The sequence below is a fragment of the Amycolatopsis sp. NPDC114505 genome, assembly GCF_055633615.1.
This window is the reverse complement of record NZ_JBVKDV010000003.1, coordinates 341,617-367,871: the sequence shown is the minus strand read 5'-3', so window position 1 is coordinate 367,871 and position 26,255 is coordinate 341,617. Positions and strand designations below refer to the sequence as shown.

General features: G+C 71.5%; 18 protein-coding genes. 9 read left to right on the top strand and 9 right to left on the bottom strand.

Annotated features, from left to right (window positions below; genetic code table 11):
* Window positions 1–45 precede the first annotated feature (45 nt).
* Window positions 46–1,290: a hypothetical protein gene (locus ACZ7OU_RS30950; protein WP_470257910.1), complete on the bottom strand. Its 1,245-nt coding sequence runs from the start codon at window positions 1,288–1,290 to the stop codon at window positions 46–48.
* A gap of 150 nt (window positions 1,291–1,440) precedes the next feature.
* On the opposite strand from ACZ7OU_RS30950, the gene ACZ7OU_RS30945 reads away from it, so the two are divergent.
* Genes ACZ7OU_RS30945 through ACZ7OU_RS30930 form a run of 4 tightly spaced genes read left to right on the top strand, consistent with a single transcriptional unit; the run spans window position 1,441 to window position 5,507 of the window.
* Window positions 1,441–2,304 (top strand): urea carboxylase-associated family protein, encoded by an 864-nt coding sequence (locus ACZ7OU_RS30945; protein ID WP_470257909.1) that lies wholly within the window; start codon window positions 1,441–1,443, stop codon window positions 2,302–2,304.
* Window positions 2,305–2,345: 41 nt separating this feature from the next.
* Window positions 2,346–3,620 carry an iron-containing alcohol dehydrogenase gene (locus ACZ7OU_RS30940; RefSeq protein WP_470243961.1) on the top strand — a complete coding sequence of 425 codons (1,275 nt, stop codon included), beginning with the start codon at window positions 2,346–2,348 and terminating at the stop codon, window positions 3,618–3,620.
* The gene (locus ACZ7OU_RS30935; RefSeq protein WP_470243960.1) at window positions 3,617–4,870 is read left to right on the top strand and encodes a sensor histidine kinase; all 1,254 of its coding nucleotides are present in this window, start codon (window positions 3,617–3,619) and stop codon (window positions 4,868–4,870) included. Before ACZ7OU_RS30940 ends, ACZ7OU_RS30935 begins: the two co-directional genes overlap by 4 nt.
* Window positions 4,863–5,507, top strand: a complete 645-nt coding sequence (locus ACZ7OU_RS30930) for a MadR family response regulator transcription factor (protein ID WP_470243959.1) — start codon at window positions 4,863–4,865, stop codon at window positions 5,505–5,507. The genes ACZ7OU_RS30935 and ACZ7OU_RS30930 overlap by 8 nt, the downstream gene beginning before the upstream one ends.
* Before the next feature lie 46 nt (window positions 5,508–5,553).
* Here the strand turns inward: ACZ7OU_RS30930 and mftM are convergent, their stop codons facing one another.
* The 4 genes from mftM to mdo all read right to left on the bottom strand — a co-directional run bounded on the left by mftM (window position 5,554) and on the right by mdo (window position 10,364).
* Window positions 5,554–6,432 carry a mycofactocin oligosaccharide methyltransferase MftM gene (gene mftM, locus ACZ7OU_RS30925; protein WP_470257908.1) on the bottom strand — a complete coding sequence of 293 codons (879 nt, stop codon included), beginning with the start codon at window positions 6,430–6,432 and terminating at the stop codon, window positions 5,554–5,556.
* Entirely contained in the window at window positions 6,429–7,904 is a 1,476-nt protein-coding gene (locus tag ACZ7OU_RS30920) for a VWA domain-containing protein (protein WP_470257907.1), read from the bottom strand. Before ACZ7OU_RS30920 ends, mftM begins: the two co-directional genes overlap by 4 nt.
* Complete coding sequence (locus tag ACZ7OU_RS30915; RefSeq protein ID WP_470257906.1) at window positions 7,904–9,004, bottom strand: AAA family ATPase; 1,101 nt, start codon at window positions 9,002–9,004, stop codon at window positions 7,904–7,906. Before ACZ7OU_RS30915 ends, ACZ7OU_RS30920 begins: the two co-directional genes overlap by 1 nt.
* A 67-nt stretch (window positions 9,005–9,071) precedes the next feature.
* On the bottom strand, window positions 9,072–10,364 hold the full coding sequence (mdo, locus tag ACZ7OU_RS30910; protein ID WP_470257905.1) for an NDMA-dependent methanol dehydrogenase: 1,293 nt from the start codon (window positions 10,362–10,364) through the stop codon (window positions 9,072–9,074).
* A 213-nt stretch (window positions 10,365–10,577) separates the two neighbouring features.
* Between mdo and ACZ7OU_RS30905 the strand changes: the two genes are divergently transcribed.
* The 3 genes from ACZ7OU_RS30905 (at window position 10,578) to mftB (ending at window position 13,676) form a co-directional block, all read left to right on the top strand.
* Window positions 10,578–12,185, top strand: a complete 1,608-nt coding sequence (locus tag ACZ7OU_RS30905) for a sigma-54-dependent Fis family transcriptional regulator (RefSeq protein ID WP_470257904.1) — start codon at window positions 10,578–10,580, stop codon at window positions 12,183–12,185.
* 94 nt (window positions 12,186–12,279) lie between these two features.
* A complete protein-coding gene (locus tag ACZ7OU_RS30900; RefSeq protein ID WP_470243953.1) occupies window positions 12,280–13,392 on the top strand; it encodes an NDMA-dependent alcohol dehydrogenase in 1,113 nt (370 codons plus the stop codon).
* A gap of 20 nt (window positions 13,393–13,412) precedes the next feature.
* On the top strand, window positions 13,413–13,676 hold the full coding sequence (gene mftB, locus ACZ7OU_RS30895) for a mycofactocin biosynthesis chaperone MftB (protein WP_470243952.1): 264 nt from the start codon (window positions 13,413–13,415) through the stop codon (window positions 13,674–13,676).
* On the opposite strand, the gene ACZ7OU_RS30890 is transcribed toward mftB, so the two are convergent.
* Window positions 13,673–15,406 (bottom strand): pyruvate dehydrogenase, encoded by a 1,734-nt coding sequence (locus ACZ7OU_RS30890; RefSeq protein WP_470243951.1) that lies wholly within the window; start codon window positions 15,404–15,406, stop codon window positions 13,673–13,675. The genes mftB and ACZ7OU_RS30890 overlap by 4 nt on opposite strands.
* Window positions 15,407–15,476: 70 nt before the next feature.
* Between ACZ7OU_RS30890 and ACZ7OU_RS30885 the strand changes: the two genes are divergently transcribed.
* On the top strand, window positions 15,477–16,370 hold the full coding sequence (locus ACZ7OU_RS30885) for a LysR family transcriptional regulator (protein WP_470243950.1): 894 nt from the start codon (window positions 15,477–15,479) through the stop codon (window positions 16,368–16,370).
* A 51-nt stretch (window positions 16,371–16,421) separates the two neighbouring features.
* Window positions 16,422–17,519: a calcium:cation antiporter gene (locus ACZ7OU_RS30880; protein ID WP_470243949.1), complete on the top strand. Its 1,098-nt coding sequence runs from the start codon at window positions 16,422–16,424 to the stop codon at window positions 17,517–17,519.
* 27 nt (window positions 17,520–17,546) lie between these two features.
* Here the strand turns inward: ACZ7OU_RS30880 and ACZ7OU_RS30875 are convergent, their stop codons facing one another.
* The 3 genes from ACZ7OU_RS30875 to ACZ7OU_RS30865 are packed head-to-tail and all read right to left on the bottom strand — an operon-like array spanning window position 17,547 to window position 26,004.
* A complete protein-coding gene (locus ACZ7OU_RS30875; protein ID WP_470257903.1) occupies window positions 17,547–19,046 on the bottom strand; it encodes an ATP-dependent nuclease in 1,500 nt (499 codons plus the stop codon).
* 23 nt (window positions 19,047–19,069) lie between these two features.
* Window positions 19,070–21,448, bottom strand: coding sequence for a SpoIIE family protein phosphatase (locus ACZ7OU_RS30870; protein WP_470257902.1), 2,379 nt, complete (start codon window positions 21,446–21,448; stop codon window positions 19,070–19,072).
* A complete protein-coding gene (locus tag ACZ7OU_RS30865) occupies window positions 21,445–26,004 on the bottom strand; it encodes a HAMP domain-containing protein (RefSeq protein ID WP_470243946.1) in 4,560 nt (1,519 codons plus the stop codon). The genes ACZ7OU_RS30870 and ACZ7OU_RS30865 overlap by 4 nt, the downstream gene beginning before the upstream one ends.
* Window positions 26,005–26,255: the final 251 nt, after the last annotated feature.

Sequence of the window (26,255 nt, the reverse complement as noted above, 5' to 3'; positions counted from 1 at the left end):
CGACGCGGCGGGGAAACGGTGCAGATGGCCTAGTTGGCGCGAAACTCACGAGCCGTGGAAGACCTGTGCGACGAAAACGGCGGCGATCACGCCCACGGTGACGAGCAGGCCCAGCACGAAGAGCAGGCCCCACGGCACCTCCCGGATCGGCCGCTGCCGGGGGAAGACGGCCGTCCCCCGCTTCGGCAGCACCCGCGGCCCGGGCACCTCTTCGACGGCGGGTGCGGGCGGATCGGGCGGCAGCGGCACGACGGCGGGCAGTACGGGGAGGGCGGATCGAGTGGGGAGCCGCGCGGGAAAGCCATCGGCGAGCAGCGCGGCCCGCGGCGGGGCGAGGTGGGCGAGGGAGAGGGCGTAGCAGGCGTCGAGGACGTCGTCGGCCGACCAGACGGTCCGCCACCGGTTGTGCTGCCCGATGATCCGCCGAAGACCCCGGGGCTCGGCGAGCACGACGGCGACGCCGGGGACGGAGGCTTCCGGCCAGAATGGGTCGGGGGCGTGGTGGTCCGGGTCCGGCTCGCGCCAGACCGAATCCGGGTCCCGCTCACCGGGTCCCGGGAGAAGCGACTCCGCCGGGGGTTCTCGGGGCTCGGGGACTGCGGCGGGCAGACCCTGCGCCGAGTTGTGCTCGGCTGGCTCGGCCACTCGGTCTTGCTGCTCCGGTACCGCGCCACTCTCGCCCGGCTCCGCTGTCCGGTCTCGTTGCTCCGGCACCGCGGTCGCCTCGGCCGCAGCCACCTCAGCCGCAGGCGGACCCGCCGCGACGTCGCGCTCACCCGGCTCGGCCACCCGATCTTGCTGTTCCGGCACCGCAGCCGCCCCAGCCACGGGCAAGCCCGTTGCCGAGTCATGCTCCGGCACCGCAGCCGCCGGCTGTCCCGCCACCGAGCCGCCCTCGCCCGGCTCCGCCACCCGGTCCTGCCGCTCCGCCACCGCCACCACCGCCGGCGACCCCGCCTCCGGAACCACCGCGACCAGCCCCGTCACATACCGCCCGCCGTCATGGGCCGCCAATGCCCCTTTTGCCGCCGCCACTCCGGCCTCGGCTCGCTCCGCCGGTCCCGGCGACAGGCCCGGTGAGTGCGCCGCGATCACCACCACCCCCGACCGGGTGAACACCAGCGCGTCCACGAAGCGAGGCCCGAGACGGCTCGGCAGCGTGATCCCAGCCAGTGCCAACCCCGTCAAATGTGCTGGTCCCGGCCCCCAGGAACGCAGCAATCCCACCAGGTGCGCCGCCGCGGCGGGTAGGCGCCGCTCGTCGCCGGTGCGCTGGAAGCTCACGAGCACCGCCGGTCACTCCTCCCGGGAAAACAACTCCCTCGACGGTAAGAGCCCGACCCGTCGCCGCCCCAGCAGCCGAACGAGTGGTCGAACGCCACCGTGCGTGACTGCGGGCATGCTGGAGCCGGCACCCGCACCCGCACGAGGGAGACCCCGATGCCCCCAGCCGCCTACCAAGGCCGCGCGCTCGACGTCGACCGGCCGTTCTACCGGCGGCTCGCCCAGGACGAAGGCCGGCGGCTCACCGAGTCCTTCGAAATCCCCGTCCGCTCCGGCCGCGCCTGGCGGGTCCCCCGAGGGCACCTCTGCCGGCTCAGCACCGTCGAAGGCCCGCAGGTCGGCGACCTCAACCTGTGGCACGCCGACGACCCCCGCGAGCGCCTCTGGGCCGCGCGCACCCGGCAGCTCCAGCGCGCCCACGTCAGCACCTTCGACCGGCTCTGGTCGACGCTCCCCTTCCTCCGCCCGCTCGCGACCATCACCGCCGACACCCTCGAGGACCACGGTGAGGACTCCGAAGGCGGCCGCGTGCACGACCTGCTCGGCACCCGCTGCGACCCCTACGTCAACCGGCTGCTCACCGGCGAGGACTTCGACTTCCACTGCCACTCGAACCTCGTGCGCGCGGTCGCGCCGTTCGGGCTGACCGAGTTCGACGTGCACGACGTCCTGAACGTCTTCCAGTGCACCGGTCTCAACGACGAAGACCGGTACTTCATGAAGGCCTGCCCGGCGCGCCCGGGCGACCACTTCGAGTTCTTCGCCGAGGTCGACCTGCTGTGCGCGCTGTCCACCTGCCCGGGCGGCGACCTCTCCGTCCCGCTCTGGGGACCGGGCGCCCGCGACCCGATCGACGTCTGCCACCCGATCGGCGTCGAGGTCTTCGAACCCCGCCCCGACCTGCTGGAAGGCTGGCGAGAACCGGAGCGCGCGGCCTACCGCGGCCTGCACGGCGTCCGGCTGCCGGAGTGGGCCGACCTACCCGATCGGACGGGTCGGCGGGCCGGGACGGCGAGGTAGCCTGGCCGGAAGTCATCGCCGACGCGTCATCGGGAGTGCCCGTGGTCCTCACTCGCCGGCCCTCGCCCTCCCGGGTGGCCGACGACGGCGGCGCCTGGCCGGACACCGGCCTCACCCAGCCCGCCGGCCTGTACAGCGCCGCGGCACCGGCGGCCGAGCCCGAGGGGCTCGCCATCGCCAAGTTCCACGCCCCCGAGATCATGTTCGGCGACGGTGCCCTCACCGAAGCCGGCCACGTCGCCGCGCGGCTGGGCGCGCGACGCCCGATGCTCGTCACCGACGCCGGGCTGCTCACGACGCCGTGGGTCGACGAGCTGATCGGGCACCTGCGTGCCGCCGGGCTGACGCCGACGGTCTGGGCGGACCCGACGCCGAACCCGAAGGACCACGAGATCGCGGCCGGGCACGCGCGCTACGCCGAGGCGGGCTGCGACGTCATCATGGGCCTCGGCGGCGGCTCGGTGATCGACGCGGCCAAGGGCGTCGCGCTGCTGGCCGCCAACGGCGGCGACATCCTGGACTTCGAAGGGGTCGACCGCAGCCGCCAGCCGATCCCGCCGATGGTGATGATCCCGTCGACGGCGGGCACCGGCGCCGACGTCTCGCAGTTCTGCATCGTCACCGACACCACGCACAACACCAAGATCACCATCATCGGCCGCACCCTGGTGCCCGACGTCTCGGTGACCGACCCGCGGCTGCTCACCACGATGCCGGACTGGCTGGCCGCGGCGACCGGGCTCGACGCGCTGACGCACGGCATCGAGGCGTTCGTGTCGAAGGCGCACAACCCGCTCACCGACCATCACGCGCTCAACTCGATCGCCCTGGTGCACGGCAATCTCGTGCGCAGCATCGACCGGCGGGGCGAGCGCTCGCCCCGGATGCTGATGGCCCAGGCCAGCCTGGAGGCCGGACTGGCGTTCACCAACGCGATCCTCGGCGCCGCGCACGCGATGAGCCACCAGGTCGGCGGGCTGCTCGACCTGCCGCACGGCGTGATCAACGGGGTGCTGCTCCCCCACGTCGTCCGGTTCAACGCCCGCGCGCACCCCGAGCGGTACGTGCCGATCGCCCGCGCCCTCGGGCTCGCGCCGGACGGGACGCCGCCGGAAGAGGCCGGTCTCGCCGTCGCCGACCAGGTACGGGCACTGGCCGACGACGTCGGCGTGCCGAAGGGGCTGGGCGAGCTCGGCGTGACCGCGGCCCACGTGCCCGTGCTGGCGCGCAACACCCTGCACGACGCGTGCCTGGCGACCAACCCGCGGACGGCCGACGTGGCCGAGATCGAAGCCCTGTTCCGGGCGGCCCTGTGACCCGCGCGCCGCTCGGCGACCACGACCGGCCCGGGTACCTGGCCGAGCTGACCGGCGTCCGCTCGGGCAAGCGGTCGTTCTACCCGGCGTACGTGACGTCCATCGAGCGCCTCGAGGGCGTGATCCACGCGCTGGACCGGATTTCGCGGACGCTCGTGCGGTCCGTGGAGCAGCAGGACAACCTGCTGCGCGCGACCGTCCGGACGGCGGCCGAGCACGTCGACGCGGAGTACGCGCTGTTCGCCGTCGCCGACTCGGTCCTGCCGGAGGCCGAGCCGCGGTGCACGATCATCGGGCCCGGCGGCCGTCAGCTGTCCACTGTGGACCCGATGCCCGGCTACGTGCGCAGCTGCCTGACCCGGATGCTCGCCGGCCGGCTCGACTTCGAGGCGCCCGACAGCCAGCCCGGCCGGCACCTGCGCGTGCCGGTGACGCTCGACCGCGAGGTCGTCGGCGGGCTGCTGCTGTGGGCGCCGCACGGGCGCGAGATCGACACGACCGACGAGGCCGTGCTGCGGATCCTGGCGAGCCAGAGCGTGGTCGCGCTGCACAACTCGTCGCTGCACCGGCGCAGCGAACGCGCCCAGCAGGAGCTGCTGGCCGCCCGCCAGCGCGAGGTGATCGACTCGGAACGGCACCGGATCGCGCGCGAGCTGCACGACAGCGTCACCCAGTCCGTGCTGTCGGCGGGCATGCAGGTCGAGCTGTGCCGGACCGAGGCCACCGGCGAGGCGGCGGAACGGCTGACCGTCGCCAAGGACCTCACCCGCGGCGCGGTCGACCAGCTGCGGTCGGTCATCCACGCGCTCAGCCACGACCGGGACGGCCCGCACACCAGCCTGCCCGAGCTGCTGGAACAGCTGACCAGCGTGCACCTGCCGACGGAGCTGGTGGTGGAGCTGCGGATCGGCGGCAAGCCGGTCGACCTGCCCGCCGCGGCCGAGCACTCGCTGTTCCGGATCTGCGGGGAGGCGTTGTTCAACAGCGCGGTGCACGGCCACGCGCGTCGCGCGCTGATCCGGCTGAACTACCGCACCGACGAGGTGGTGCTGGCGGTGTCCGACGACGGCTGCGGCGAGCCCGAGGTGCTGCGCCGGGTGCTGCAGGTGGCCGGCGGGCACGACCTCGACGGCGCCCACCGCGGCCTGGCCAACATGGACGCCCGCGCCCGCGAGCTGGGCGGCACGTTCTCGGTGCGGCGGTCGCGGATCGGCGGCGTCAAGATCGTGGTGGGGGTGCCCCTTGGCTGAGCCGATCACGATCGTGCTGGTCGACGACCACGCGATCCTGCGCCAGGGCCTGCGGTCGGTCCTGGAGCGCGACCCGCTGTTCCGCATCGTGGGCGAAGCGTCGACGGCGTCGGAAGCCCAGGCGGTGATCGCCGCCCACCGGCCGGCGGTGGTGCTGCTGGACCTGAAGCTGTCGATGTCGTCCGACTCCGAGGGTCTGGTGCTGTGCCGGTCGTTGACGGCGGCGTACCCGGCGCTGGCGGTGCTGGTGCTGACGACGTTCCTCGAAGACCACCTGGTGATGGAGGCGGTCCAGGCTGGCGCCCGCGGGTACGTCGTCAAAGACGTCGACACGACGGCGCTGGCGAACGCGATCAAGGCGGTGTCCCGCGGCGAGAGCGCGTTCGACTCGCGGAGCGTGACGTCGGTGGTCCGGACGCTCTCGGGGCGGCCCCAGCCGGACGTGCAGCGGCTGACCGACCGGGAGCTGACGGTGCTCAAGCTGCTGGCCCAGGGGTTGTCGAACCAGGCGATCGGCGCCGAGCTGTTCATCTCGCCCACGACGGCGAAGTTCCACGTCGGGAACATCATGCGGAAGCTCGAGGTGGGCAGCCGGGCGGAAGCGGTGTACGCGGCCTCGAAGCGGGCGTTGATCTGAGCGTGCCCGGGGTCGTGAGTGAGAAACAGGGTTAGAACACTGTTTCTCACTCACGACCGACGTCGAGGACCAGCCAGCCGCCGTGGTGCTCGAAGACCGTGAACGGCACCCCCGATGCCCGGCCCCACTCGCGCAGTGCCGCGGCGTCGAAGCACCGCACGTGGCCGAACGCCGGGTTCGGCTCGCGCTCGAACGGGACCGCCACCACCACCCGGCGCCGCGCCACCCTGAGCATCTCCCGCAGCACCGCCCTTCCGTGCTCCGGCGGCACGTGCTCCAGGAGGTGGATCGCCGTCACCGTGTCGACGCTGTGCGAAGCCAGCGGGACCGCGGCCGCGTCGCAGGCCAGGACCGGCAGCGGAGTCCCGAACCACGACGACACCCGGGACAGCAGCCCCATCGAGCCAGGTGAAATGTCCGACGCGATCGGCCGCAACCCGCGGGAAGCCATCTGCAGCGGCAAAAACCCGAAGCAGGACCCCAGATCCAGCACCGAACGCCCGCGCACCAGCTCCAATGCCCGCGAGTGCACCGGGGCGAACGATGCGATCGCGCCCACGGGACCCGGGCGCCGCAAGGCCGCCAACGTGTTCGCGTAGAACACCGTCCACGCCAGCAGCGGGTCGTGGACCGTCGTGCGCACCACCCCCGTGAAGAGCTCCTCGAAGTGCGCCGCGAGGAACCCCAGCTCGGCCGCCAGGTGGCCGGCCAGGTCGTCGTCCAGTTCGTCACCGCGGTAGCGGTGCGACACCACCGTCCGCCGCCCCAGCGAGTACACCCGGAAATGCGACGTCACGTGCGAAGGCGCCAGGCGGGCGGTCAGCGCGTTCGGCACCGCTACGCCGTCCTCGTGGCAGACCAGCAGCTCGCCGCTCTCCCACCAGCCGCGGTGGCCCGGGGCCAGCGGGTCCAGGATCGCGGTCATCGGCCGGTCCTGGCGAAGTCGGTGGCCGCACTGTCCAAACCGGACAGGTCGCGCACCACGCGGACGCGGTCGCAGAACTCCGCGTACGCCGGCAGGTCGCACGGGCCGAGCCCCCACGAGTAGCGCGGCTCCTGCGTCAGCCAGATCGTCTCGCGGGCCCGGCGGGTCAGCTCCTCGAACGCCGGCAGGTTCGGGTCGTTGCCGTTGCCGCGGCCGTCGCCGAGCACCAGCACGGTCGTGCGGCGGGTGACCGACGAGCCGTACTCGTCGAGGAACGCGCCGAAGACGCGCCCGTAGTCGGAGTTCGCGTCGATGTCGAGGACGTCACCGCCGAACACCAGCCCCAGCGCCTCCTCGACGTGGTACTGCCCGAACAGTCCGGTGATCTCGGCCAGGTCCGCGACGAACGCGAAAGTCCGCACCGGCCCGAACATCCCCTGCAGCCGGTGCACCAGGTGCAGCGTGAACCGGGCGGTCGCGCGCACCGACAGGCTGACGTCGGCGAGCACGACCAGCCGCGGCTTGTCCTCGGCCTTCGCGACCGTCACCGGCCGGAACGGGACGCCGTCGTAGCGCAGGTTCCGGCGCATCGTCCGGGCCGAGTCGACGCGCCCGCGCGCCGCTTCGCGCTTCCGGTGCGTCGGGGCACCGCGCAGGCTCCGCACGAGGCGTCGGACAGCGGCTTCGAGCTGGTCCTGCTCGCGGCCGCCGAGCTCGCCGACCGGTGCGACGCGGCGCCCTTCCACGGTGTGCTGCAGCGTCATCAGGTACTCGAGGTGGCGCTTCAGCGCTTCCGGCAGGCCGGCCAGGACCCCGGCGAGGCGGGCCCGGACGGCCGCGGCGTCGTCCTCGTCGCCACTTGGGTCGGCGGCGTCGTCGAGCCAGCCGAGCAGCGCGTCCTGCTCGGTGAGGCTCAGCTCGGTGTCCAGCCGGGTCCCCGGCGCGGCGCTCACCGCGCCCGGGTCGGCGCCGTGCGTCCGGTCGACGTCGAGCCGGACGGAGTTCGAGTCCGGCAGCGAGCCGACTTCCTGCTGGGAGAACACGACTTCGTCGGTGGTGTCGCTGTCGAGGACGATCGGGTTCAGCTCGGGGTGCGGGCTGTGGCGCTCGACCAGCTTCGACCGGTCGAACAGGTCGCCGGCCTCGGCGTCCGGGCTCTCCATGTCCGCGCGTGGCGGGCGCTGGCCCAGCTCGTCGGCGATCGTGAACTCGCCGAGGTCCCGGGCCCGGCGCCGCGACGGCTCGCCGGAGAACCGGACGAGGGTGAAGAAGGCATCGAAGAGCTCCTCGAACCGGTCGTCGTCGCGGTGGTCCTTGACCAGCGACGTCCGCAGCACCTCACGGAACAGGCCGCGCTCGGCGAGGATTCCCGGCGCGGCGGCGCCGGCGAGGGCGTCGAGCGTCTCGGACACGGAGACGCGGACGCCGCTCGCCCGCAGCAGCCGCGCGAAGCGGTGGACGGTCGCCTCCATCACGCCCGCCGGTGCCGGCCGAGGTTCGCCGTGAACGACCGCGAGCCCTGGCTGGTGCTGACCTGCCGCACGCGCGCGTGCTCGTCGGCGGGCGCCTGCTTCTCGCCGTAGTAGCCAGGTCCGTGACGCCCGGGGCGGTCACGCTCCCCGCGCAGCGCCGCGCCTTCGTTCTCCGCCTCGACCCGCTCCCCCGCGACCAGCCGAGGCAGGGCGCCCGCCGCGCGTTCGACGTCCTTGTCGTACTTCGCGACCACCGAGATCGTGTCTTCCAGCAGGCCGGGTTCCAGTTCGGTCGCACCCAGGACGGCCAGGGTGCGGGCCCAGTCGATGGTCTCGGAGATGCTCGGCGGCTTGCGCAGGCCGAGCGTCCGCAGCCCGCGGACGACGTCGACGAGGTGCTCGGCGAGCGCGTCGGCCAGTCCGGTCTTCTTGCTCCGGATGATCTCCAGCTCCCGTGCCGCCGACGGGTAGTCGAGGAACAAGTGCAGGCAGCGGCGCTTCAGCGCGGCGGAAAGGTCGCGCGTGTTGTTGGACGTCAGCACGACGTACGGCGGGTGCTCGGCGACGAAGGTCCCCAGCTCGGGGACCGACACCTGCTGCTCGGCGAGCATCTCCAGCAGCACGGCCTCCAGGGCTTCGTCGGCCCGGTCGACCTCGTCGACCAGCAGCACGACCGGCTCCGGCGACCGCACGGCTTCCAGCAGCGGCCGAGCGGCGAGGAAACGCTCGGAGAAGAAGACGCTGTCCTGGGCGGCGATCCGGTCGACCGCCTCGCGCAGGTCGGCCGCGTCGTCGACGATCTGGCCGATCTTCTCCCGCAGCAGCTGCGTGTAGAGCATCTGCTTGCCGTAGTCCCAGTCGTAGAGGGCCTTGGTCTCGTCCTGGCCCTCGTAGCACTGCAGGCGCAGCAGCCGCCGCCCGGTCGCCGCGGCCAGCGCCTTGGCCAGCTCGGTCTTGCCGACGCCGGCGGGGCCTTCCAGCAGCACCGGCTTGCCCAGCTCGGCCTGCAGGAACACGGTGGTGGCCAGCCGCCGGTCGGCGAGGTAGCCGACCTCGGCCAGCCGCGCGGCGACGTCGTCGACCGAAGCGAAACTCGTCACGGGTGTCCCTTTCGAAGCCGGGACCCGCGGGTGCTCCCGAGCACCCGCGGGCCGGTTTTCCGGAGATTCAGGAGAGGAAGTCGTCCAGGTCGCCGTTGAAGCAGTGGTCGACCACCGGGCGGACGGTTTCGAAGGTCGTCTCCTTCGGGTTCCCCGGCGTGCAGGAGTCGCCGAGGATGTGGTGGGACACGCGGTCGACGTCGTGGTCGTCGCCCTTGATCACGGCCGCCTGCTCGTAGTACTTCGTCGGGCCGGTGCCGAGCCGGTTCTTCGGGTGCGTGTCCGGCGTGACGTCGGTGAACTTCTCCGGGATGCCGACGTCGCGCAGCAGCCGGATGGCGGCCGCGACCGCCGCGTCGGCGGCCTTCACCTCGGTCATGCCGGTGGTGTCGACGCCGAGCGCGCCGGCCAGCTTCGCGTAGCGCTGGTAGGCGACGGGGAGGTTCCACGCCCACACCCGCGGCAGCGCGATGGCGTTGTTCAGGCCGTGGTGGGTGTCGTAGAACGCGCTCACCGCGTGCGAAACCGAGTGGATGACGCCGAGGCCGCCGGAGTTGAACGCCTGCCCCGCGGTGTACTGGGCGTACATCATGCCTTCGCGGGCTTCGAGGTTGTCGCCGTGCCAGGTCGCGGCCCGCAGGTGCTGCCCGACGAGCTCCGCCGAGTACAGCGCGTTGCCCAGCGACGGGATGAAGTTCAGCCGGGAGACGTACGGTTCGGACGCGTGGGCGAGGACGTCGAACCCGCACTGGGCGGTGAAGTGCGACGGGCAGTCGTAGTACAGCACCGGGTCGTCGACCGCGAGGGTGACGACGGACGCGTCGTCGAAGGCGACGTACTTGTGCGGGTTGTCCGGGTCGGTCGTGGTGTCGGTGATGACGTAGGCCCACGACGTCTCGGAGCCGGTGCCCGCCGTCGTGGACACCGCGATGTGCGGCGGGTTCTTGGGGTTCTCGCTCTTGTTGAAGCCCTCGAACTCGTTGATGTTGCGCCCGTCGTGCGCGACCGAGATCCGGGCGCCCTTGCAGGCGTCGTGCGAGGAGCCGCCGCCGATGGAGACGAAGCCGTCGCAGCCGTTCTCCTGGTACAGCGCGACGGAGTCCATCACGTTGTAGTCCTTGGGGTTGGACTCGACCTGGTCGTAGAGCACCGGGTCGAGGCCGTGGTACTTCAGCGACTCGAAGATCTTGTGCACGATGCCGGTGCCGCGCAGCCCCGAGGTCATCACCAGCGGCTGCTTCATGCCCATCTTGAGGGCCTCCGGGCCGATCATCTCGTGCGCGCCCGGACCGAGCAGCGCCCGCGGCATCGGGTGGAACTCCTTGAGCGGGAACGGTTTGATCAGTTCGTCGACCTGCATGGTGCGTCCCTTCGCGAGCGGCTGGTGCCCGGCCGACGCTATTTGCGGTGCGGCACCGGGGAAACAGCTCGCCGCGGAAACCGTCCGGGCGGGGCGGGGGAACCGTCCGGACGGAGCGGGCGGGCACCTGCCCGATCGGAGAGGTCCACCGCGCTTGCGCGCCGTGTGATGATGGAAATCCGGGGACACCGATCGGCTCGGCGAGGAGTGCGAGTGGACCTGCGGACCGAGATCGCGCAGTCATGGCGGCGGGCGGAGCTGTCCGGGCTCTCGCCGGCGTCGTCGGTCGACCGGCTGGACGTCACCGACGTCGACAGCCGCAGCCGGCTCCTGCGAGCCGCCTCGCCGGTGCTCGACGAGCTGGCCCGGCAGCTCGCCGGCACGCGGTTCTGCGTCGTGCTCGCCGACGACGAGTGCCGGATCGTGGCCCGGCGGTTCTCCGAGCGGTCGGTCGAGGTGGCGCTGGAGAACATCAGCGCGGTGCCCGGCTGCCAGTTCCTCGAGGAGCGGACCGGGACGAACTCCCTCGCCACGCCGTTCGAGACCCGCCGCGGCGTCTCCGTCGACGGCGACGAGCACTTCCTCGAAGCCATGAAGCAGTTCACCTGCTACGGCCACCCCGTCGTGCACCCGACGACGCGGCGGCTGGCCGGCGTCCTCGACATCACCGGCCCGGCCGGCGACGCGAACCCGTTGCTCGGGCCGTTCCTGCGGCGCGCGGTCGCCGACATCGAACGGCGGCTGCTCGACGGCGCCAAGCTCGCCGAGCAGCAGCTGCTGGCCGCGTTCCAGTCGGTGCAGCACCGGGCGTGCGCGGTGCTGGCGCTCGGCCAGGACGTCGTGCTGGCGAACACCGCGGCGACCGAGCTGGTCGACACCGCCGACCACCGGCTGCTGCGCGAGCTGGGCCGCACGCAGCGCGGCCTCGGCCGCCTCCGGCTGACGTCGGGCACACCGGTCGAGGTGCGCGTCGAAGCGGTGTCGGCGAGCGCCGGTCTGCTGTTCGAGCTGGCGCCGGTGCGGACGTCGAGCCCGGTCGTGTCGCCGCCGCCGAGCTCGCACGGCCTCTTCCCCGCGCAGATCGACGAGCGGCTCCGCAGCGCGGGCCGCGCCCGGCGGCGAGTGCTGATCTCGGGCGAGCCGGGAGCCGGCCGGACGACGGCGGCCCGGGTCGTCGCCGGGGACGAGCCGGTGCACGAGTTCGACGCCTCCGACGTCGTCGCCGGAGCGGCCGAGTGGTGCGCGCGGGTGGAGGCCGCGGCGTCGTCGCGGGGCTTGCTGGTGATCGACGGCATCCAGTTGCTGCCCCCGCTCGCGGCGGTCCGCCTGGCGCGGCTCCTGGACACGTCGACGGCGTGGTTCGCGCTGCTCAGCGGCCCGTTTTCGGAGCTGCGCGGCGAGCAGGCGACGCTGGCGGCCCGCGTGCACCGGCGGATCGAGCTGCCCCCGCTGCGCGAGCGCCGCGACGAGATCCCGGCGATCGCCCGTGCGCTGCTCCGCGATTTCCGCGGCTCGCTCCGGCTGACGCCGGGGGCGCTGGAGCTGCTGGGGTCCCAGCAGTGGCCGGGCAACCTGCGCGAGCTGGCGGGAGTCCTGGCGAGCGCGGCCGACCGCCGCTCGGCCGGCGACCTGGCGGCCGCGGACCTGGGCTGCGCGGACACGGCCCCGGGAGCGGCACTGAGCGGCTGGGAGCAGGCGGAGTACGACGTGATCGTCCGGACGCTGCGCGCGTGCGACGGCAACAAGGTGCGGGCGGCGAAGCAGCTGGGCATCAGCCGCTCGACGCTCTACAACCGGATGCGGGCGCTGCGGGTCCGCTGAGCACCGGTGTCCGGGATTCGGACACTTCACGGAACCGGCGGCTGCACACAATCGAGGGCACGAAGGTGCACCGCCGCACGTGGAGGAGATGGCCGTGAAGACCAAGGCAGCCGTACTGTTCGATGCCGGGAAGCCGTTCGAGATCATGGAGCTGGACCTCGACGGCCCCGGCCCCGGCGAGGTGCTCATCAAGTACACCGCCGCCGGGTTGTGCCACTCGGACCTGCACCTCATCGACAACGACCTCGTGCCACGCTTCCCGATCATCGGCGGCCACGAGGGAGCCGGGATCATCGAGGACGTCGGCCCCGGCGTCACCAAGGTCCAGCCCGGTGACCACGTCGTCTGCAGCTTCATCCCCAACTGCGGCACCTGCCGCTACTGCTCGACCGGCCGCCAGAACCTGTGCGACATGGGCGCCACCATCCTCGAGGGCCACCTGCCGGACGGCACCTTCCGCTTCCACGGCGGCGGCCAGGACTTCGGCGCCATGTGCATGCTCGGCACGTTCTCCGAGCGGGCCACCATCTCGCAGCACTCGGTCGTCAAGGTCGACGACTGGCTGCCGCTGGAGACCGCCGTGCTGGTCGGCTGCGGCGTCCCGACCGGGTGGGCCACCGCCAACTACGCCGGCGGCGTCCGCGCCGGGGACACCACCGTCGTCTACGGCATCGGCGGCATCGGCATCAACGCCGTGCAGGGCGCCGCGCACGCCGGCGCGAAGTACGTCGTCGCGGTCGACCCTGTGGAGTTCAAGCGGGAGGCGGCACTCAAGTTCGGCGCCACCCACGCCTTCGCGACCGCCGCCGAGGCCGCCGAGAAGGTCAACGAGCTGACCTGGGGCCAGCTGGCCGACCAGGCGCTGATCACCGTCGGCACGGTCGAAGAGGACGTCGTCAGCGAGGCGTTCAACGTCGTCGGCAAGGGCGGCACCGTCGTCATCACCGGCCTCGCCAACCCGGAAAAGCTCACCGTGCACGTCTCCGGCGGCGTGATGACGCTGTTCGAAAAGACGATCAAGGGCACACTGTTCGGGTCGGCGAACCCGCAGTACGACATCGTCCGGCTGCTGCGGCTCTACGACGCCGGCAAGCTCAAGCTCGACGAGCTGGTGACCCGCAAGTACACCCTCGAGCAGGTCAACGAGGGCTACCAGGACCTGCGCGACGGCAAGAACATCCGCGGCGTCATCGTCCACTCCGCATAGCCGGTGCTCCGAAGTCCACAATGGACCTCGACATCGCGTACCGGCTGAACCCGCTGGTGGCGCTGCGCCCCGAGCCGTTCGGGGCGCAGGCCTACCACGCGGGCAAGCGAGAGCTGTCCTACCTGACGTGCCCGGAGCTGGTGCGGTTCGTCCGCGCGCTGGCGATGCACGCCTCGCTCCGCGACGCACTCGACGCCGCGGAGCTGGGCGGCACCCGGCGGGCGCGGATCCTCGCCGACCTGGAAGCCCTGGCCGACACGGGCCTCATCGTCGCCGACCCCTAGGGACGCGGCGCGTTGCGCAGGTTGGTGCGCGCCAGGTCGACCATCTTGCCGACGCCGCCGTTGAGCACCGTCTTCGTGGCGCCCAGGGCGAACCCGCGCACCATCTCGCCGGTGATCCGCGGCGGGATCGACAGCGCGTTCGGGTCGGTCACCACCTCGACCACGGCCGGGCCGCGGTGGGCGAACGCCTTCTCCAGCGCGCCGCGGACGTCGGCCGGGTCCTCGACCCGCTCGGCGAAGATCCCGCACGCGGCGGCGATCGCGGCGAAGTTCACCGGCGCGTGGTCGGTGCCGAAGTCCGGGAGGCCGTCGACGAGCATCTCCAGCTTCACCATGCCGAGCGTGGCGTTGTTGAACACCACGACCTTGACCGGGACGTCGTAGGCGGGCAGCGTCAGCAGGTCGCCCATGAGCATCGCGAGGCCGCCGTCGCCGGAGAGCGACACGACCTGGCGGCCCGGCTGGGACAGCTGCGCGCCGATCGCGTGCGGCAGCGCGTTGGCCATGCTGCCGTGCCGGAACGAGCCGATGACCCGGCGGCGGCCGTTCGGCGTCAGGTACCGCGCGGCCCAGACGTTGCCCATGCCGGTGTCGACGGTGAACACGGCGTCGTCCGCCGCGACCTCGTCGAGCACCGAGGCGACGTACTCCGGGTGGATCGGCCGGCGCTGCTCGATCTTCCCCGTGTACGCGCCGACGACCTTCTCCAGCTTCCGCACGTGCTCGCGCAGCATCCGGTCGAGGAACACGCGCTCGGTACGGGGCCGCAGCAGCGGGAGCAGCGCGCGCAGTGTCTCGCGCACGTCGCCGTGCACCGCCAGCTCCAGCGGCGTCCGCCGGCCGAGACGTGAGGCGTCGTGGTCGAGCTGGATCGTGCGGGCCTGCGGGAGGAACTTGTCGTACGGGAAGTCCGTGCCCAGCAACAGGATCCGGTCGGCTTCGTGCATCGCGTCGTAGCAGGCGCCGTAGCCGAGCAGGCCGCTCATGCCGACATCGAACGGGTTGTCGTACTGGATCCACTCCTTGCCGCCGAGCGAGTGCCCGACCGGCGCGGCGAGCTTCTCCGCCACCGCCATGACCTCGTCGTGCGCGCCGCGCGTTCCCGCGCCGGCGAAGAGCATCACCTTCTCGCCCGAGTTCAGCAGGTCCGCGAGCTCCTGGACGACCTCCGCGGACGGCACCGCGGGCGACGGCGTCACCAGCGGGAGGCGTTCGGTCAGCGGGCCGGTGGCCTTGCGGTCGGCGAGGTCGCCCGGGATGGTCAGCACCGCGACGCCGCCCTTGCCGACGGCGGCCTGGGTGGCGATCCGCAGCAGCCTCGGCAGCTGCGCGGGGTCCGCCACGACCTCGCTGAAGTGGCTGCACTCGGCGAAGAGCCGGTCCGGGTGGGTCTCCTGGAAGAAGCCGGTGCCGATCTGGTTGGACGGGATGTGCGACGCGATCGCGAGCACCGGCGCGCCCGAGCGATGGGCGTCGAACAGGCCGTTGATCAGGTGCAGGTTGCCGGGCCCGCAGCTGCCCGCGCACACCGCGAGCTTGCCGGTGACCTGCGCTTCGGCCGCCGCGGCGAAGGCGGCCGTCTCCTCGTGGCGGACGTGCACCCACTCGATGCCGTCGGTGCGGCGGACCGCGTCGACGATCGGGTTGAGACTGTCGCCGACGATGCCGTAGATGCGTTCGACGCCCGCGTCCCGCAGGGTCCTGACCAGCTGTTCTGCCACGGTTGCCATACCTCCAGCGTGGACCGTGCCGACCGATGCGTCCAATGCCTGATGGGATGAACATCCATACACTGGAGGCATGGACGTCCAGACGCTGCGGCTCTTCCGCGAGGTCGCCGGCGGCGCGACCGTCACGGAGACCGCGGCCGGCGCGCACCTGACCCAGCCGGCGCTCTCGCGCGCCCTGCGGCGGCTGGAGCACGACGCGGGCGCCGAGCTGTTCCGCCGGTCCGGGCGCATGCTGCGGCTGACCCCGGCCGGGCACGCCTTCAGGCGGCACGTCGACCTTGTGCTCGACCAGCTCGACCAGGGCCTGCGGGAGGTCGGCGAGATCGTCGCGCCGGGCACCGGGGTCGTGCCGCTGGCCTTCCTGCACACGTTCGGCACCTGGCTCGTGCCCTCGGTGCTGCGCGGCTTCCTGCGCGAGCACCCCGGCGCCCGCTTCGAACTGCGGCAGCACGGCGAGGCCGGGCTGGAAGCGGAGCTCCTCGACGGCACCGCGGACCTCGTCCTCACCAGCGGCGACCCGGGGCACCCGCAGCTGCACTGGGACCGCCTGCTCGTCGAGCCGCTGCGGCTCGCGGTCCCGCCGCACCACCGGCTCGCCGGGCGGCGGCGGGCCCGCCTCGCCGACCTCGCGGACGAGACGTTCATCCTGCTGCGCCCGGGTTACGCCCTGCGCGAAACGACCGAGCGCCTGTGCGCCGAAGCCGGGTTCACCCCGCGCATCGGGTTCGAGGGCGCCGAAGTCGAGACGCTGCGCGGGCTCGTCACCGCCGGGCTCGGCGTTTCCGTGCTGCCGCTGCCGCATGCGGCGGAATCCCCGGCGCCGCACCTGGAGCTGACCGATGTGGACGCCGCGCGCGACATCGGCCTGGGGTGGGCGGCCGGGCGGACTCTCCCGCCGCTGAGCGAAACCTTCCGGCGGTACGTCCTCGCCGCCGGCCTCGACCGTCCACAAGGGACGATGTGAGAATGGCCGTACGACCACGCAAAGTGACCGCCGGTGTGACAGGGTGGTGACATGGCCGCCACGCTGAGATCCTTCCTGACGTCCTGGACCTCCGTAACCCCCGTGCTCGGCCTGCTCGTGCTGGCGCTCGCCTGGGGCCGCGACCTCGGCCCGTTCTTCGTGGCCCTCGTCGCGATCGCGCTCGGCGCGACGGTGCTGGCCGCGGTGCACCACGCCGAGGTCGTCGCGCACCGCGTCGGCGAACCGTTCGGGTCGCTCGTGCTCGCGGTCGCCGTCACCGTGATCGAGGTCGCGCTGATCGTCACCATGATGGTTTCGGGCGGCCCGGAAGCGGGATCGCTCGCGCGGGACACCGTGTTCGCCGCGGTGATGATCACGACCAACGGCATCGTCGGCATCTCCCTGCTCGTCGGCGCGCGCCGCTACGGCGTCACGCTGTTCAACTCCGAAGGCAGCGGCGCCGCGCTGGCCACGGTCGCGACCCTGGCCACGCTGAGCCTGGTGCTGCCGACGTTCACCTCCAGCACCCCCGGTCCGGCGTTCTCGACGGCGCAGCTGACCTTCGCCGCGATCGCGTCCCTGGCGCTGTACGCGACGTTCGTGCTGACGCAGACCATGCGCCACCGCGACTTCTTCCTCCCGGTGGCGGCCGACGGCGAGGTCAAGGAGGACGACCACGCCGAGCCGCCGACCAACCGGGCGGCGCTGGGCAGCCTCGCGCTCCTGCTGGTGGCGCTGGTCGCGGTGGTCGGCCTCGCGAAGGTGGAGTCGCCGGCGATCGAGGCCGGCGTGCGCGCGGCCGGGTTCCCGCAGTCGTTCGTCGGTGTCGTGATCGCGTTGCTGGTGCTGCTCCCGGAGACGCTGGCGGCGACGCGCGCGGCCCAGCGCGACCGGATGCAGATCAGCCTCAACCTCGCCTACGGTTCGGCGATCGCGAGCATCGGCCTGACCATCCCGGCGATCGCGCTGGCGTCGGTGTGGCTGCCGAGCGAGCTGCTGCTCGGCCTCGGTTCGACGCAGATCGTGCTGCTGGCGCTGACGGTGGTGGTGAGCGTGCTGACGGTCGTGCCGGGCCGGGCAACGCGCCTGCAGGGCGGCGTGCACCTGGTGCTGCTGGCCGGGTTCCTGGTGCTGGCCGTCAACCCCTGATCTCAACTGTCAGACGTCCTCACATGTTCATCCACGGGGTAAACTGTCGATGACTTCTCGAATTTCGCCAACCAACGCCACGGCTTGCTCTCGGATCGCGTCGTCCCTCAGCCAAGCCAGGACCAGAATGCGCACGAGCGATTCATCACTACTCCCTAGACGGGTCGCCATCGCCTCCGGCCAGTACTGGTGATCCAGCGTCGAGCATGAGTGCAGAGCCAGAAGAACATCCTCTGGTCGACAGGAGAGCTGTTCGGCGACCCACTCGCAGTGCAGCTCCGCGGCTCGCGCCAATTCATCTTCCGGAGCTGCGGCACCGGGCAGAAACAACACGCGGGCACCATCGCCGGACCTGCGAGCGGCGATCTCCCTTGCGTCACCGTCGAGGATGGCCAGGCACGACAACCGGCGAGCTCCACGCATAACCTTCATCGCCGCCAAGACCTCCGACGTGCCACCCCCCTTCAAGATCTCCACCTCACGAGCAAGCGGCGGGTCATACTTGCCTGCAAGTACCCCGAAGACGGAACTCGCGAAGGCGTCCTCGACGAGAACCAGTGCTCTCACCGGAAATCTCATGCCCACAGAATCCATGATCTGCAGCACCGAACTCGGCTTTGTAAGCAAGACACCCTTGCTCGTCGGAACACAAATCCGGACACACTCCAGAGGAATCCCGCTCAGCAGCTCAGGAGAATGCGTGGCGACCACAACCTGAGATTTATTGACCAAACACTTTCTGACAATCTCATTAATGAATGCGCGATGCGCTCCTCTCGCAATAAAAGATTCAGGCTCATCGATGAGAACTGGCTCACAACCAGACCGCCCCATTGTCCAACCCAGTGCATAGTGGGTCCAAATCTCCCCCAGGCTCATCATGGTTGCATCGACTTCACCGCCTTGAAAAGTTCCGATCATGTGCGGCTCGACGCCGATACCAGGACTATCAGTCGTAGCCTTAATTTCGAATTCTTCGTACTTCTTCCCAAGAATACTTCGAATTCCCTTCAGGTCAGCTGAGCTGTACCGGATTATATCTTCATCGAAGTTTTTCGGATCCTTGCAGTACGGATACTCTTGATAGTACATGAAAAGCTCACTCAGGGCTTCGGGCGCGCTCGTGTACCATGCGCCGAACTCCTCTATTCCCGCATTAGCCCACGATTCCTGGCGAGCTTTGGCCGACTTAGCGATGTCGACGTCACAAGTCGTTCGAGCACCGTCGACTGTTACCGTCACCCGCACTACACCCGCAATAACCGACGGTTGAGCGTCTTCAACATGAAAATGTCCGCGCATGAAGGGCGGCATCTGCAGCCATCGCTCATGTCCAAGGGCAACCTCAATGGTACGCAATAACAGCGACTTCCCAGAACCATGAGCACCTACGACAGCTGTGAGGCGCGAAAGCTGTATCACCTGCGCTGCAAACACGTTCGACTCAAGTATCTCTACCGTTGATACCTCTGCTTCGGCAGGTGTTTCCAGGAGATGCTGAAGACGCTTGACGCGGTCGTCGGTCATCCTGCGATGATACGATCGGCGACTCAAGTGCCCCTTGTTACCTCGATCCCCACCACGCACGTGTCGTCGTCGGTGTCGGCCGTGCTGTACGTCAGCAACGTGTCCAGCTGGTGCTCCAGCCCGCCCTCGTGGCCCTTCACCAGGCTCACCAGGCGCGACACCGTCTCCTGGACCGGCCGGTCGCGGCGCTCGATCAGCCCGTCGGTGTAGATCAGCAGGATGTCGCCCTCGTCGAGCTGGAGCTCCTCCTCCTGGTACACCACGTCGCGGACCGCGCCCAGCAGGGAGCCGCGCAGCAGCGGGAGGGTCGTCGCGCCGCCGTCGCGGTGGCGGACGATCGGGGGCAGGTGCCCCGCGCGGGCCCAGCGGAGCTTGCCCGTCGCCGGGTCGTACACCGCCGCGACCGCCGTCGCCGTCACGTGGTCGGTCAGGTGGTAGGCCACCAGGTTGAGCCACGTGAGCAGCTGCGCGGGCCCGGCGCCGGTCGCCGCCAGGCCGCGCAGGGCGTTGCGGAGGCTCACCATCCCGGTGGCCGCGTCGATGCCGTGCCCGGCGACGTCGCCGACGCACAGCAGCACCTCGCCGGTCGGCAGCGCGACCGCGTCGTACCAGTCGCCGCCGACCAGGTGCTCCTTCTCGGCCGGCCGGTAGCGGACCGCGGCCCGCAGGCCCGGCATGTCGATCGGGCCCTTGGCCGGCGGCATGATCGCGTGCTGCAGCTGCAGGGCGAGCCGGTTGCGCTCGATCGCCTCCTGCTCGGTCTCGGCCAGCCTGTCCCGCGTCGCGGCCAGCGCCACCTCGGTCCAGTGCTGCGCCGAGACGTCCTGGTAGGCGCCGCGGACCGCGACGAGCTCGCCCCGGCCGTCCACGACCGGCTCGGCGACCACCCGGATGTGCCGGGCGACGCCGTCGGAGCGCTGCAGCCGGAACGCCGTCGACGCCGGGCGCCGGTGGTGCAGCACCGCGCGCAGGAACCGGCCGATCGCCTGCGCGTCGTCGGAGTGGGCGTGCGCGGCCAGCTCGTTCAGCGACAGCGGCGTCGCGGTCGGCGGCAGCCCGTAGAACGCGAACAGCTCGGTGTTCCAGGTGATCGCGCCGGTCACGACGTTCTCTTCGAAGCCGCCGATGCGGCCGAGCCGCTGGGCGTGCTGCAGCAGCACGGCGAGCTTCGCCGCGTCGTCCTGGATGCGCAGGATCAGCAGCACGTTGCCGGCGAACCGCGTCACGCTGATGTCGGTGAGGACCGTCAGCGGCACCTGGTCCACGAGCGTGGTGATCGCCATGTTGTCGGCGCGGAACGGCTCCCCGGTCGCGTACACCCGCTGGATCTTGTCCAGCAGGCCGCTCTCCCCGGCCGCGAGCGGGTACGTCTCCAGCAGCCGCGCGCCGACGAGCCTGCTGCGCGGCCGCCCGCCGGGGTCGGCGAACCGGACGTTGGCGTGGTGGATGCGGAAGTCGCTCAGCCGGCCGCCGTCGAGGCACGGCGAGAGCAGCACGGCCGGGTCGTGCAGCCCGTCGACGAAGTCCACCAGCTCGCCGAGGAAGTCCCCCGACCCGCCGGCCACCGGGGCGAGGACGCCGTCCCAGGTGTCGAGCGTGTGCGCGCACAGCTCCGCCAAGGCCTCCAGTTGCTTGCGCTGGCGCCCCGGCTCGGCGGGCAGCGGGTCCGGCCAGCACATCTCGACGACGCCGATGATCCGGCCGCCGGTGCCGGTGGGCACCGCGACGCGGCCGCCGTCGGCGAGGGTGTGCTGCCCGATCGACGGCAGCCCGCCACCGGACAGGGTCGGGTACCAAACCGTGTCGCGCTCGAACAGCGCGTTGCGGGCCGGGGTCGCGACGCCGGGCGGGACGTAACGCCAGCGCGCCGCCTCCTCGGCCGAGAACCCGGCCGACCCGGCGAGCGTGAGCGACCCGTCCGGCCCGGCGAGCCACACCGCTACCGCGGTCGCGCCGAGGGGCCGCAGCGCGTGCTCCAAAATGGACTCCGCGACGCGCTGGGTGTCCCCCGCCGCGAGCACGCCGCTTTCGGCGGTGCGCAGCCGCACCGCGACGGACTCCTCGCCCTCGGCGCGCGCCAGGAACTCCTGCGTCACCTCGGTGATCCGGTCCTCGGCGGCCTCGCCGACGACGTCCGCGGCGAACTCCAGCGGGGTCAGCCCGGCCCGCGCCGCCAGCGTGTCCAGCTGCCGGGCGGCGTCGGCGGGCGTGCAGTGCAGGCGTTCCATCAGGACGCCCTTGGCGAGCTCGATCAGCGCGCGGCCGTCGGCGACGGCGTGGGCGTGGTCGACCTCGCCGCGCAGGCGGGCGACGGTGTCGGCGAGGCGGGCGAGGTTGGCCGACACCTGCACGGCCGGCACCGGGACGACCTGCTCCTCGACCGGCCGCTCGTCGCCGATCACGCCGTCACGTGCCGCTTGATGCGGGCGATCAGGTCGTCCGCGTCCACCGGCTTGGTGACGTAGTCGGTGGCCCCCGAGGCGAGGCTCTTCTCGCGGTCGCCGGGCATCGCCTTCGCCGTGACCGCGACGATCGGGATGGCGGCGTGCTCGGGCATCGCGCGGATCTTCGCCGTCGCGGTGTAGCCGTCCATCTCGGGCATCATGACGTCCATCAGGATCAGGTCGATGCCGGGGTGCGCGGCCACGGTCTCGACGCCCTTGCGGCCGTCCTCGGCGTGCAGCACCTGCATGCCGTGCAGCTCCAGGATTCCCGTCAGCGCGAAGACGTTGCGCGGGTCGTCGTCGACGATCAGCACCGTGCGCCCGGCCAGGGTCGTGTCCACATCGGCCACCGGCACCGGCGCGGCCGGCTCGTCCGGGCGGACCAGCGGCAGCACCGCCCCCGGTTCCTCCGCCGACAGGTGCAGCGCGATCCGCTCGCGCAGCTCGTCGAGACCGGACAGCACCTCCAGCGACTGCACGTCCGCGCGGGACTGCACCAGCTGCTCGAGCTCGCCGTCGAGCCGGCGGCTGTTGTGCGCGAGCACCGGCACCAGCCGCAGCGCGCTGTCGCCCTGCATCGCGTCGAGGAACCCGAACGCCGTGCGGTCCGGCAGGTCCAGGTCCAGCACGACGCAGTGGTAGGCGTCGGTGGCGAGCGCGGCCGCGGCCTCCTGCGTCCCGACCGCCGTGACGACCTCGACCTCGGCGGGCGAGATCCCGATGTCGCGGCTGTCGGCCAGGTCCGCGGCGGCGCTCTCGGCGACGAGCGTCAGCAGCCCGTGCTGACGCTCCTCCACGACCAGCAGCCGCCGGTGGGCGCGCGGCACCGAGGCCGTCAGGGCGCCTCCGGCGTCACCGATCGTGATGGCCGTGCCGGGGTGCTCGCCCGCGGGGAGCGTCGCGAAGTCCGGCCGGGCGACCGGCAGCGAGAACGTGAACGAGCTGCCCTCGCCGGGTGTGCTCTCGGCGGTGATGAACCCGCCGAGCAGCTGGGCGATCTCGCGGCTGATCGACAGGCCGAGGCCGGTGCCGCCGTACTTGCGGCTGGTCGTGCCGTCGGCCTGCTGGAACGCGCCGAAGATCGACTCCAGCTGGTGCTCGGCGATCCCGATGCCGGTGTCGATGACCCGGAACGCGACGGCCGGGCCGTGCACGCGCATCGGCCGCGGCAGCCGGTCCGGGTCGACGGGCTCGATGTGCAGCTCGATCCCGCCGACCTCGGTGAACTTGACCGCGTTGGACAGCAGGTTGCGCAGCACCTGCCGCAGCCGCGAGTCGTCGGTGAGCAGCTCGGGCGGCGAGCCGGGGGCGACGGTGATCCGGAAGTCGAGGTTGCGCTGGGAGGTCATCGGCCGGAACGTCGCCTCGACGTAGTCCAGCAGGCCGCGCAGCGACACCTGTTCCGGGGTGACGTCCATCTTCCCGGCCTCGACCTTCGACAGGTCGAGGATGTCGTTGATCAGCTGCAGCAGGTCCGAGCCCGCGGAGTGGATGATGCCCGCGTACTCGACCTGCTTCGCGCTGAGGTTGCGGGTGGGGTTCTGCGCGAGCAGCTGGGCGAGGATCAGCAGGCTGTTGAGCGGGGTGCGCAGCTCGTGGCTCATGTTGGCCAGGAACTCCGACTTGTACTTCGACGCGATCGTCAGCTGCTGGGCGCGTGCCTCCAGCTCCTGGCGCGCCTGCTCGATCTCGAGGTTCTTCGTCTCGATGTCGCGGTTCTGCGTGACGAGCAGCGCCGCCTTCTCCTCCAGCTCGGCGTTCGACGACTGGAGCTCCTCCTGGCGCGCCTGCAGCTCCTCGGACCGCGTCTGCAGCTCGGCGGTCAGCCGCTGCGACTCGCCGAGCAGCTCGTCGGTGCGGGCGTTGGCGACGATGCTGTTGACGTTGACGCCGATCTGCTCCATCAGCAGCTCGAGGAAGGCCCGGTGCGCCGCCGTGAAGCCGTGCACCGACGCCAGCTCGAGCACGCCGAGGACCTGGTCCTCGACGACGATCGGCAGCACGATCAGGCTGGCCGGCACGGTGCTGCCCAGCCCGGAGGAGATCGTCGCGTAGCCGGGCGGGACGTCGTCGACCGCGATCGGCCGCCGGCTGCGCGCGGCCTGCCCGACGAGGGACTGGCCGATCCGGAACCGGATCGCGGGGCCGTCCCCGACAGCGCCGGATTCCGGGTGGCCGTACGCGCCGACCAGCCGCAGCTCCGGGACCTCGGCGGTGTCGTCGGCCAGGTAGAACGCGCCGAACTGGGCGTTGACCAGCGGGACCAGCTCGTCCATCACCGCGGCCGCGACGACGGCGAGGTCGCGGCGGCCCTGCATCAGCCCGGTGATGGTGGCCAGGTTCGACTTGAGCCAGTCCTGCTCCTGGTTCGCCCGCGTCGTCTCGCGCAGCGACCCGACCATCGAGTTGATGTTGTCCTTCAGCTCGGCGACCTCGCCGGAGGCGTCGACGGTGATCGAGCGGGTCAGGTCGCCCTCGGCGACCGCGCTGGTGACCTCGGCGATCGCGCGGACCTGCCGGGTGAGGTTCCCGGCCAGCTCGTTGACGTTCTCGGTCAGCCGCTTCCAGGTGCCGGACACGCCTTCGACCTCGGCCTGGCCGCCGAGGCGGCCTTCGCTGCCGACCTCCCGCGCCACACGCGTGACTTCCGCGGCGAACGCCGAGAGCTGGTCGACCATCGTGTTGATCGTGGTCTTGAGCTCCAGGATCTCGCCGCGGGCGTCGACGTCGATCTTGCGGGTCAGGTCGCCCTGCGCGACGGCGGTGGTCACCTGGGCGATGTTGCGGACCTGCCCGGTGAGGTTGTTCGCCATCGAGTTGACGTTGTCGGTGAGGTCCTTCCACGTGCCGGCGACGTTCGGCACGCGCGCCTGGCCGCCGAGCATGCCTTCGGTGCCGACCTCGCGGGCCACGCGGGTGACCTCGTCCGCGAACGCCGACAGCGTGTCGACCATCGTGTTGATGACGTCGGCCAGCGCCGCGACCTCGCCCTTGGCCTCGACGGTGATCTTGCCGGACAGGTCGCCGCGCGCGACCGCCGTCGCGACCTGGGCGATCGAGCGCACCTGGCCGGTCAGGTTGGACGCCATCACGTTGACGTTGTCGGTGAGGTTCTTCCAGGTCCCGGACACGCCGCGGACGGTCGCCTGGCCGCCGAGGTTGCCCTCGGTGCCGACCTCGCGCGCCACCCGGGTGACCTCGTCCGCGAACGCGGAGAGCTGGTCGACCATCGTGTTGATGGTGTCCTTCAGCTCCAGGATCTCGCCGCGGGCGTCGACCCGGATCTTCTGCGACAGGTCACCGCGCGCGACGGCGGTGGTGACCTGGGCGATCGAGCGGACCTGCGCGGTGAGGTTGTCGGCCATGACGTTGACCGACTCGGTGAGGTCCTTCCAGGTCCCCGAGACGCCCTTGACGTCGGCCTGGCCGCCCAGCCGACCTTCCGTGCCGACCTCGCGGGCCACGCGGGTCACCTCGTCCGCGAACGCCGACAGCTGGTCCACCATCGTGTTCAGCGTGTCCTTGAGCTCCAGGACCTCGCCGCGGGCGGTCACGTTGATCTTCTGCGAAAGGTCGCCCTTCGCGACCGCGGTGGCGACCTGGGCGATGTTGCGGACCTGGTCGGTCAGGTTCCCGGCCATGAAGTTGACCGAGTCGGTGAGGTCGCGCCAGGTGCCGGAGACGCCCTTGACGTCGGCCTGACCGCCGAGGCGGCCCTCGGTGCCGACCTCACGCGCCACCCGGGTGACCTCGTCCGCGAAGGACGACAGCTGGTCCACCATCGTGTTGATCGTGCTCTTGAGCTCGAGGATCTCGCCCCGGGCGTCGACCGTGATCTTCTGGGAAAGGTCGCCCTTCGCCACCGCCGTCGTCACCTGGGCGACGTTGCGGACCTGGTCGGTCAGGTTCCCGGCCATGAAGTTCACCGAATCGGTGAGGTCGCGCCACACGCCGCCGACGCCGGGCACCTGGGCCTGGCCGCCGAGCCGGCCTTCGCTGCCGACCTCCCGCGCCACGCGCGTCACCTCGTCGGCGAACGACGACAGCTGGTCCACCATCGTGTTGACGGTGTCCTTGAGCTCGAGGATCTCACCGCGCGCGTCGACGTCGATCTTCTGCGACAGGTCGCCCTTCGCCACCGCGGTCGCCACCTGCGCGATGTCGCGGACCTGGGTGGTGAGGTTGCCGGCCATGGCGTTCACCGAGTCGGTGAGGTCCTTCCAGGTGCCCGAGACGCCCGGGACCTTCGCCTGCCCGCCGAGCTGCCCCTCGCTGCCGACCTCCCGCGCGACGCGGGTGACCTCGGAGGTGAACAGCGACAGCTGGTCGGCCATGCCGTTGAAGACCGTCGCGATCTCGCCGAGCAGGCCGTCGGCCCCGCCGGGCAGCCGGATGCCGAAGTCGCCGTCGCGGACCGCGGTCAGGCCGGCGAGCAACCGGCGCAGCTCCTGCTCCCCCGCCTCGCCGACGCCCGAGGCGTCCGCCCCCGCACCCGGGCGCGTCCCCTCGACCATTGCCCCACCCATCCGCCACCCGTTTCTTCGCTTGTCGGCACCCCGGCGCCGTCCCGGTGTGCCCACCGGGATGGTCCAGCATAGTGCAGCTGCACTATGCTCAGCGGCAACGGTTGAGCAACCAGCCGCACCCGTGTCCGTGCGTGCTCTCCAGGCGGTGCTCCCGAGCCTTTCCTTTCCCCCCAGGCCATCCGGCCGCATTGACCCGTTCGGCTGAACGCCGTCCCGGGGACCGGTGACGCGAGCCCCGG